The organism is Elusimicrobiales bacterium (genome assembly GCA_041651175.1).
Classification (GTDB): Bacteria; Elusimicrobiota; Elusimicrobia; order Elusimicrobiales; family Elusimicrobiaceae; genus JAQTYB01.
The window spans coordinates 1-10023 of the sequence record JBAZJT010000036.1 but is presented as its reverse complement, the minus strand read 5'-3'; the positions used below and the strand labels follow the sequence as shown (position 1 = coordinate 10023).

Annotated in this window: 7 protein-coding genes; all 7 read left to right on the top strand. The window is 56.7% G+C overall.

Features of this window, described 5'->3' with window-relative positions; translation table 11 throughout:
* On the top strand, positions 1-3440 hold a 3440-nt coding region (locus WC421_11480; GenBank protein MFA5162848.1), incomplete at its 5' end, for an RHS repeat-associated core domain-containing protein.
* 1 nt (position 3441) lies between these two features.
* Positions 3442-3783, top strand: coding sequence for a hypothetical protein (locus WC421_11475; protein ID MFA5162847.1), 342 nt, complete (start codon positions 3442-3444; stop codon positions 3781-3783).
* Between the two features lie 120 nt (positions 3784-3903).
* Positions 3904-5829: an RHS repeat-associated core domain-containing protein gene (locus WC421_11470; GenBank protein ID MFA5162846.1), complete on the top strand. Its 1926-nt coding sequence runs from the start codon at positions 3904-3906 to the stop codon at positions 5827-5829.
* A gap of 19 nt (positions 5830-5848) precedes the next feature.
* A complete protein-coding gene (locus tag WC421_11465) occupies positions 5849-6316 on the top strand; it encodes a hypothetical protein (protein MFA5162845.1) in 468 nt (155 codons plus the stop codon).
* Between the two features lie 9 nt (positions 6317-6325).
* Complete coding sequence (locus WC421_11460; protein ID MFA5162844.1) at positions 6326-8650, top strand: RHS repeat-associated core domain-containing protein; 2325 nt, start codon at positions 6326-6328, stop codon at positions 8648-8650.
* A 2-nt stretch (positions 8651-8652) separates the two neighbouring features.
* A complete protein-coding gene (locus WC421_11455; GenBank protein ID MFA5162843.1) occupies positions 8653-8982 on the top strand; it encodes a hypothetical protein in 330 nt (109 codons plus the stop codon).
* On the top strand, positions 8979-10023 hold a 1045-nt coding region (locus WC421_11450), incomplete at its 3' end, for a hypothetical protein (protein MFA5162842.1). The genes WC421_11455 and WC421_11450, both read left to right, overlap by 4 nt.

Sequence of the window (10023 nt, the reverse complement as noted above, 5' to 3'; positions counted from 1 at the left end):
CCGGCGCCTTGATGGGCGCCTCCGGCATGGCCATCCCCGCCTCCGACCTGGAGACCGTCGCCGTCGTGCGCCCGCCGGACGGGCGGCGGCTGCTTTATTTCCTCAATTCCTCCGGCCAGTGGGTTGCGCCTGCGGGCGAGAGCGCGGTTTTGTCGGTTTCCGGCTCCACCGCGGCGCCGTCGGGGTTTGTGTGGAGCGCGGACGACAGGCTGGTTTATTCCTACGACGGCGCGGGGCGGCTGGTTTCGGTAACCGACCGCAACGGCTCGGCGCTTTTGCTGGAGTATTCCTCCGGCCTGCTGTCGGCCGTGCGGGACCCGGACGGGCGCGTTCTTTACTCGTTTTCGCGCGACGGGGCGGGGCGGGTGTCTTCTGTAACCGACATCGGCGGGCGGGCGCATTATTTCGGCTACACCGGCTCCGGGCTGCTGGAGCGGCTTGAAGGGCCCGAGGGCGTATCAACCTTCGGCTATCAGGGTTATTCCGTATCCGGGCTGGAGGGTTTTGCGGGCGGGTATTTCGCGCCGGGCGGCTGGGGGAATGCGGAGCTGCTTTCGCGCGTTACCCCGCCCGGCGGACAGGTTACAAGCTATGCGTACTCGGCGCCGGCGTACCGGGTGGATCATTCGCGGGACTGCAAATCCGTTCCGGCGTTCAACTACGCGGGCGCGGAGCGGTGCGCGCTGCTGGCGGGCGCGGCGGCGCCGGCGGACAAGGTGTATCTGGCGCCGCTTGCGCCGGCGGCGTCCGGTTATTATTTCGTGGACCGGGCGGCGTTTTCGGCGTGGTATTTTCCGCAGCGGTATTATTTAAGCTCCAAAACCGGGCCGTCGGGGACATACACCTACGAATATATCGTGGACGACCAGACCGGCGAGGGCGAAACCCGCATCACGCCGCCGCTGGGCGGCAAAGAGGTTGTGCGGTGGAACAAGTCCAACGGCCATTTCCGGCGGGCGTACACGGTTGACGGCGCGGGCGGCAAGACGCTGTTCGCCTACGATTCGGCGAACAATCCGGTTCAGGTTACCGATCCCGCCGGCAACATCCGCGGCTATGCGTGGGACGCGAAAAACCGGCTGACCGCCGCGACGGACCCGCTCAATAACCGGATAAACATCGGCTACGACCCTTCGTCCGGCAACATCAGCTATTACGCCGACGCGAAAGGCAACACCGCGCATTTTTCGTACGACGCAAACGGCAACCTGTCGCGCATCACCGACGCGGCGGGGCAGTCAACCGATATAACCAATAACGCGCGCGGGCTGCCGCTGACGATAACCGACCCGCTGGGCCATTCGGTAACAATCGGGCGGGACGGCTATGGCAACGCAACATCCGTAACCGACGCGCTGAACCGAAACTCGGCTTTCGCCTATGACGTTATAGGCCGCGTAACGCGCATGACGGACCCGGCGGGCAAGGCGGTGGCTTTCGCCTACAACCCGGACAACACGCCCGGCACGGTTACCGACGCCATCGGCGGCGTAACGCGCTACGGCTACGAGCCGGGCGGTTTCGAGACGGGCGCGAAGCGGCTTGTTTCGCTGACCGACGCGGCAAACCACGGCACCGCCTTCGCCTACGACGCGCAGGGAAGGCTGGCATCGGTAACGGATCCGCTCAATCATGCCGCCGCTTACGGCTACGACGCGGCGGGCAGGATCAGCGCGGCAGCCGACGCAAACGGCAGCAGCTTCGCATTCGGCTACGATATTCTGGGCCGGCTGACATCCGCGACCGCCCCCGACGGGCAGACGGTCTACAGCTACGACCTTGCAAACAACCTCACAAGCATAGAGGACCCGCGGACAAAGTTGCAATTCGGCTATGACGCGGCGGGCCGTGTAACGGCAACAAGCGCGCAGGACAAGATTGCAAATCTCGGCGGCGCGTTCACCTACACATACGACGCCGCCGGCAACCGGCTGGCGATGACGGCCTCCGGCTACACCTGGAGCTACAGCTACGACGCGCTGAACCGCCCCGTAACGATAACCGCGCCCGGCGGGACGCAGTTCCAATTCACCTACGACGCGGCGGGCCGCAGAACGCGCATGGACATGGGTACGGCGGTAGCGGCGGAATATGTTTACGACGCCGCCAATCAGCTTACCGGAATAACCTACCGCCGCAAAACCGACAATGCGGTTATCGCCAGCGTCGGCTACACATACGACACTGCCGGCAACCGCGCGGCCATGACCGACGATTTCGGGGCGCACACTTTCGGCTATGACGACCTGCACCGCCTGACAAGCGCGGTCCACCCGTCCAGCGGCGCGTTGAGCGTGCAATCCGAGACCTTCGCCTACGACGCGGTAGGCAACCGCCAGTCGGATGCGGTACGCGCCGGTTACGCCTATGACGCGGCGAACCGTCTGAACAGCGACAGCCAGTATACTTACGCATACGACAACAACGGCAACCTGACAACAAAAACGCGCGCATCCGACAACGCGCAGACCGCATACATCTACGACGCGCAGAACCGCCTTACGCAAGTAAACCTGCCGTCGGGCTACAGCGAGACGCTCCGCTACGACGCAACAGGCCGGAGAATCGCAAAAACGATAACGCACAACGGCGAAACAATTCGCGAACAGCATTACATCTACGACGGCGAGGACATCGCATTTGTAACCGGCGCGGACGGCGCGCTGAAGGCGACCTACACGCACGGCCCCGGCACGGACGAGCCGCTGATGCTGCGCAAGGGAGCAAGCGATTATTATTTGCTGGCGGACGGACTTGGCAGCATAATCGCCATCGCCGACCAGACGGGAACCGTAGTTGAGCGCGCGCAATACCAAGCCTACGGCAAGCCCGTGTTCAGGAACGAAATAACCGCCAGCACAAGCAGTTGGTCGCAAACGGGCAGCCTATACAGCTACACCGCCAGAGAATGGGACGCCGAAACCGGCCTGTTCTATTACCGCGCCAGATACTACGCCCCCGACACCGGCAGATTTATCCAAAAAGACCCGATAGGCTTCAACGGCGGGGATACGAATTTATATGCGTATGTGTATAATAATCCGGGTTTATACCGTGATGCAAGTGGAACAACAACTAACAGTAAGGATGATAATACGGTAGCCATAGGTGTGCGTTGGGCACGGGGAGTGAGGTTACCGCATTCATATATAAAGGCTGGAAAAGACACATACAGTTTTGTCCCTAGTGTGCAATATCCATTTGGCGGTATAGGTGAAATTCTGCATAACGAACCCATTGACCAAGACGCGTGGTTCTACATTCCAACTGGAATTGAAAACGATGATCCTGTTGTAAAAGAGGTTCTGGAACATATTCCGCCTAGAAGCTGGTTAGGAGTATATAATTGCCATACATGGGCATTTGAAATGGTGTCCCGCATGTGGTACCTGCGGTTAATGAATCCCCTCAATAAAAAGGTGAACAGGCAAGGAGATTGATATGAAAAAAGGACTAAAAATATTTGCGATACTGCTCGTCCAATTTTATGCGCCATTTTTCATTGAGTCAATGTTAGAATTTTTTCATCTAGAGCATGGTGTTCTACATCTCTTATTAAACCTCCTTACATTTGTAATTGCTGGATATCTTATTGGTGGGATTGTAACCGTTGTAAAGGAGGGTCTCTATGTTGCCGGAGCATTTGCGCTAATCTGCCTAATACATCTTTTGATATTTGGCCAATCGGCATTTCTTTTAGAGGATTTGTCAGATGAGTTGTATGGGCTGCTTATTCTCTCATCATTTGGAATATATCTGCGCAGGAAAATTAAGAAGAGTTGAGTATTGCGCAGTGTTATGGATTTAACTATGGCGATGCGTTGCGTAGCACGAATTCCTATGTTGTTAAGTGTGGCGATATTTTTCTTCGCAGAGTGCTCGTATGCCTCGATCCCAACGGGAATGGTGGGAAAGAGAGAAACGTTTGGTCACATACAGGACCGTTTATCATCGGTAACCAATCCGTTAAGCCATGCGGCGAGCTACGGCTACGACGCGGCGGGCAGGATCAGCGCGGCGGCTGACGCAAACGGCAGCAGCTTCGCATTCGCTTACGATATTTTGGGCCGGCTGGCATCCGCCACCGCCCCCGACGGGCAGACAACTTATGCTTACGACCTTGCGGGCAACCTGACAACGGTGGAGGGTCCGCAAACAAAGCTGCAATTCGGCTACGACGCGGCAGGCCGGGTAACGGCAACAAGCGCGCAGGACAAGATTGCAAACCTGGGCGGCGCGTTCACCTACACATACGACGCCGCCGGGAACCGGCTGGCGATGACGGCCTCCGGCTACACATGGAGCTACAGTTACGACGCGCTGAACCGCCCCGTAACGATAACCGCCCCCGGTGGGACGCAGTTCCAGTTCACCTACGACGCCGCCGGACGGCGCACGCGCATGGACATGGGCGCCGCCGTCGCCGCGGATTACGTCTACGACGCGGCAAACCAGCTTACCGGAATAACCTACCGCCGCAAAGCCGACAATGCGGTTATCGCGCAGGTTGGCTACACATACGACACTGCCGGCAACCGCGCGACCATGGCTGACGATTTCGGGGCGCACACTTTCGGCTATGACGACCTGCACCGCCTGACAAGCGCGGTCCACCCGTCCAGCGGCGCGCTGAGCGTGCAGTCCGAGGCCTTCGCCTACGACGCGGTGGGCAACCGCACAAGCGACGCCGTGCGCTCCGGTTATGCCTATGACGCCGCAAACCGACTGAACAGCGACAGCCAGGACACTTACGCATACGACAACAACGGCAACCTGACGGCAAAAACGCGCACATCGGACAACGCGCAGACAACCTATGTTTACGACGCGCAAAACCGCCTGACGCAGGTAGCGCGCGGCACAACCGACACCGCAACCTACCGTTACGACGCACTGGGCCGCAGAATCGCAAAGACGGTAACGCACAACGGCGCAACGGTGGCGGACAAGCATTTTATCTACGACGGCGAGGACATCGCATTTGTAACCGACGCCGCCGGCGCGCTGAAGGCGATGTACACGCACGGTCCCGGCACCGACGAGCCGCTGATGTTAAGAAAAGGCGCAAGCGATTATTTCTTGCTGGCGGACGGGCTTGGCAGCATAATAGCGATAGCCGACCAGACCGGGAACATCGCAGAGCGCACGCAATATCAGGCATATGGCAGGCCCGTGTTCAAAAACGAGGTAACCGGCAGCACAAGCAGTTGGTCGCAGACGGGCAATCTATACAGCTACACCGCCCGGGAATGGGACGCCGAAACCGGCCTGTTCTATTACCGCGCCAGATACTACGCCCCGGACACCGGCCGTTTCATCCAAAAAGACCCCATAGGCTTCGCCGGAGGGGATCCAAATTTGTATGCGTATGTAAATGCTAATCCAATCAACCACTATGATCCTTCGGGACTATTTTTGTATCCATGGGAAAATGCTGTCAGTATAATAGGTGGTACAGAACTTCAGCGACTAGCGATGCAAATAGTACTTAATCGTGTTTTCCGAACGCGTCGAGGTCGCGAATTAGAGGATATGATTCGTGGACCATGGTACAGGCATGGGCATCCCATATCCTTAGAGATAAATTGCGCTGGTGTGTTAGGAGCAACAGGAGACACGATATTTATTGATTCCGCCGAAGCTTTGCGGCTTAGTATAGAAACCTCTAGCGGTCCAAGGATTCCTTCTCTTACAGGGATTGTTGCCCATGAATTGGGGCATGCAGTTACAGGGACAAGAGATACCGGGATAAATATGATGGACAATGTTAGCCAGAATGAGAATCCTATTATACAGGAATTAGGGTTCTCTGCTCGGATAAAGTACTAATACATGAATGGAGGAGCCAATGTCAGCCCTAACTAGTTACCAGAAGTCAAAATGGTTCATAATAGCATTGTGTTGGTTTATAGTGATCGTTATTTTCATTTATCACTACAGTTTTAGTGCGAGAAAGATTGCAAAGCAAGAAATCCCGCCGGCATTAACACGGCTGGAGAATGCAAATCCTGTAGCAGATATGCACAAGGCCGTAGATAATGGTGATTTCAAGTTTATGGTATTAGGTGGGTATGTTTCTTGCATCCCAGGATTACCTAGTGAGGCTATGCGGTTGAAGGAAATAACCGGCACACATAGCATTGTGGGAACAGGCGATTTTTTTGAAAGCACAGAGCATGTAAGATTGCAGACAATCGCTAAACGATATGCAGAGCAATATAACAGTGCTTTGTATCAATGGCTAATAAAACACCCAAATATTGTCAAGCAAGAGCATTTACGAAACATGAAAATACCGAGTAAAGAAGATAAGTGATAAATCAATATGCACAGAAATAACTATTTCCAGTTCAGCTATTACGCCGACGCGAAGGGCAACACCGCGCATTTTTCATACGACGGAAACGGCAACCTGTCGCGCATCACCGACGCGGCGGGGCAGTCAACCGATATAACCAACAACGCGCGCGGGCTGCCGCTGGCGATAACCGACCCGCTGGGCCATGCGGTAACAATCGGGCGGGACGGCTACGGCAACGCCACATCCGTAACCGACGCGCTGAACCGCAATTCGGCTTTCGCCTATGACGTTATAGGCCGCGTAACGCGCATGACGGACCCGGCGGGCAAGGCGGTGGCTTTTACATACAACCCGGACAACACAGTTGACACGGTTACCGACGCCATCGGCGGCGTAACGCGCTACGGCTACGAGCCGGGCGGTTTCGAGACGGGCGCAAAGCGGCTGACCATGCTGACCGACGCGGCAAACCACGGCACCGCCTTCGCCTACGACGCGCAGGGAAGGCTGGCATCGGTAACGGACCCGCTCAATCATGCCGCCGCTTACGGCTACGACGCGGCGGGAAGAATCAGCGCGGCGGCTGACGCAAACGGCAACAGTTTCGCATTCGCTTACGATATTTTGGGCCGTCTGACCTCCGCCACCGCCCCCGGCGGGCAGACGACCTATGTTTATGACCTTGCAAACAATCCCACGAGCATAGAGGACCCGCAAACAAAGTTGCAATTCGGCTACGACGCGGCGGGCCGGGTAACAGCAACAAGCGCGCAGGACAAGATTGCAAACCTCGGCGGCGCGTTCGCGTACACATACGACGCTGCCGGGAACCGGCTGGCGATGACGGCCTCCGGCTACACATGGAGCTACAGTTACGACGCGCTGAACCGCCCCGTAACGATAACCGCGCCCGGCGGGACGCAGTTCCAGTTCACCTACGACACCGCGGGCCGCAGAACGCGCATGGACATGGGCGCGGCGGTAGCGGCGGAATATGTTTATGACGCGGCGAACCAGCTTACCGGAATAACCTACCGCCGGAAAACCGATAACGCGGTAATCGCGCAGGTTGGCTACACATACGACAATGCCGGCAACCGCGCGACCATGGCTGACGATTTCGGGGCGCACACTTTCGGCTATGACGACCTGCACCGCCTGACCAGCGCGGTCCACCCGTCCAGCGGCGCGCTGAGCGTGCAGTCCGAGACCTTCGCCTACGACGCGGTGGGCGACCGCACAAGCGACGCCGTGCGCTCCGGTTACGCCTATGACGCGGCAAACCGTCTGAACAGCGACAGCCAGTACACTTACGCATACGACAACAACGGCAACCTGACAACAAAAACGCGCGCATCCGACAACGCGCAGACCGCATACATCTACGACGCGCAGAACCGCCTGACGCAGGTAACGCGCGGCACAACCGACACCGCAACCTACCGTTACGACGCGATAGGCCGCAGAATCGCAAAGACGGTAACGCACAACGGCGAAACGGTGGCGGACAAGCATTTTATCTACGACGGCGAGGACATCGCATTTGTAACCGACGCCGCCGGCGCGCTGAAGGCGATGTACACGCACGGTCCCGGCACGGACGAGCCGCTGATGTTAAGAAAAGGCGCAAGCGATTATTTCTTGCTGGCGGACGGCCTTGGCAGCATAATTGCCATCGCCGACCAGACGGGAACCGTGGTAGAGCGCACGCAATATCAGGCATATGGCAGGCCCGTGTTCAAAAACGAGGTAACCGGCAGCACAAGCAGTTGGTCGCAGACGGGCAGTCTTTACAGCTACACCGCCCGGGAATGGGACGCCGAAACCGGCCTGTTCTATTACCGCGCCAGATACTATGACCCAAGCACGGGAAGATTCACTCAAAAGGACCCGATTGGATTTAGAGGCGGGGATACTAACTTATATGCGTATGTGTACAATAATCCAATGAATCTGACAGATTCGCTCGGCTTAAGTGCTGCCGATGTGGAAAGAATTGGAAAAATCTTTGATAAAACTATCAATAGAATGAATCGGGAAAAGAAACGTTTCCCGATTACAATGTTGAATAATATTCTTGGAAAATTATTTCAATGGTCGCATGGGCATATAGGGCAACCTTACTTGATTTGTGCTTTTCAAGCAGAGGAACTTTTGGCAACGCTTAGGCTTGAACAGGAAGAGCATCCTTTTGATGACAAATGGGACTTTAAAAACGCTAGAACAGCTTTCCATGAATATGCGGAGGCGGTTTCCAGTAATCCTAAGGATCCTACCCTTCGATTAGATCCATTCTGGAACTGGATAGATCCTCCTATAAACCTATTTTCATTCAATACAGGAGAATAGAAATGAAAACCAAAAAAATCCTCGTCTTTATTAATCTTGCAAGTCTTGCTGTAAATTGTTTGCTTTTTTTTGGTTCTGCACATGAAATTCCAGATATCTGTGCATATTACGAGATTATTATAAAACGAATAATAGAGGTGAATAAAATCTCATTATCTTCCGAAGTTAGTGTGATGTTGAAGCAAATAGAGGCATCTGGGGATGCTGTGCTTGGGGTTTTGTTGGTGGGATTGCTGGTTAGCATGCTTATCACAACTGTGAATTTATTCATTGCATTGCGTTCAAAAAGTATGGATGCCAACACTATCAATGGCAATAAGGGTGTTCAATGAGTGATAGCAAGCAGTTGAATGGGCTTGAAGGGCCCGAGGGCGTGTCAACCTTCGGCTATCAGGGCTATTCCGTATCCGGGCTGGAGGGTTTTGCGGGCGGGTATTTCGCGCCGGGCGGCTGGGGGAATGCGGAGCTGCTTTCGCGCGTTACCCCGCCCGGCGGGCAGGTTACAAGCTATGCGTACTCGGCGCCGGCGTACCGGGTGGATCATTCGCGGGACTGCAAATCCGTTCCGGCGTTCAGCTACTCGGGCGCGGAGCGGTGCGCGCTGCTGGCGGGCGCGGCGGCTCCGGCGGACAAGGTGTATCTGGCGCCGCTTGCGCCGGCGGCGTCCGGCTATTATTTCGTGGACCGGGCGGCGTTTTCGGCGTGGTATTTCCCGCAGCGGTATTATTTAAGCTCCAAGACCGGGCCGCGGGGGACATACACCTACGAATATATCGTGGACGACCAGACCGGCGAGGGCGAAACCCGCATCACGCCGCCGCTGGGCGGCAAAGAGGTTGTGCGGTGGAACAAGTCCAACGGCCATTTCCGGCGGGCGTACACGGTTGACGGCGCGGGCGGCAAGACGCTGTTCGCCTACGATTCGGCGAACAATCCGGTTCAGGTTACCGACCCCGCCGGCAACATCCGCGGCTATGCGTGGGACGCGAAAAACCGGCTGACCGCCGCGACGGACCCGCTCAACAACCGGGTAAATATCGGCTACGACCCTGCGTCCGGCAGCATCAGCTATTACGCCGACGCGAAGGGCAACACCGCGCATTTTTCGTACGACGGAAACGGCAACCTCTCGCGCATCACCGACGCGGCGGGGCAGTCAACCGATATAACCAACAACGCGCGCGGGCTGCCGCTGGCGATAACCGACCCGCTGGGCCATGCGGTAACAATCGGGCGGGACGGCTATGGCAACGCCACATCCGTAACCGACGCGCTGAACCGCAATTCGGCTTTCGCCTATGACGTTATAGGCCGCGTAACGCGCATGACGGACCCGGCGGGCAAGGCGGTGGCTTTTACATACAACCCGGACA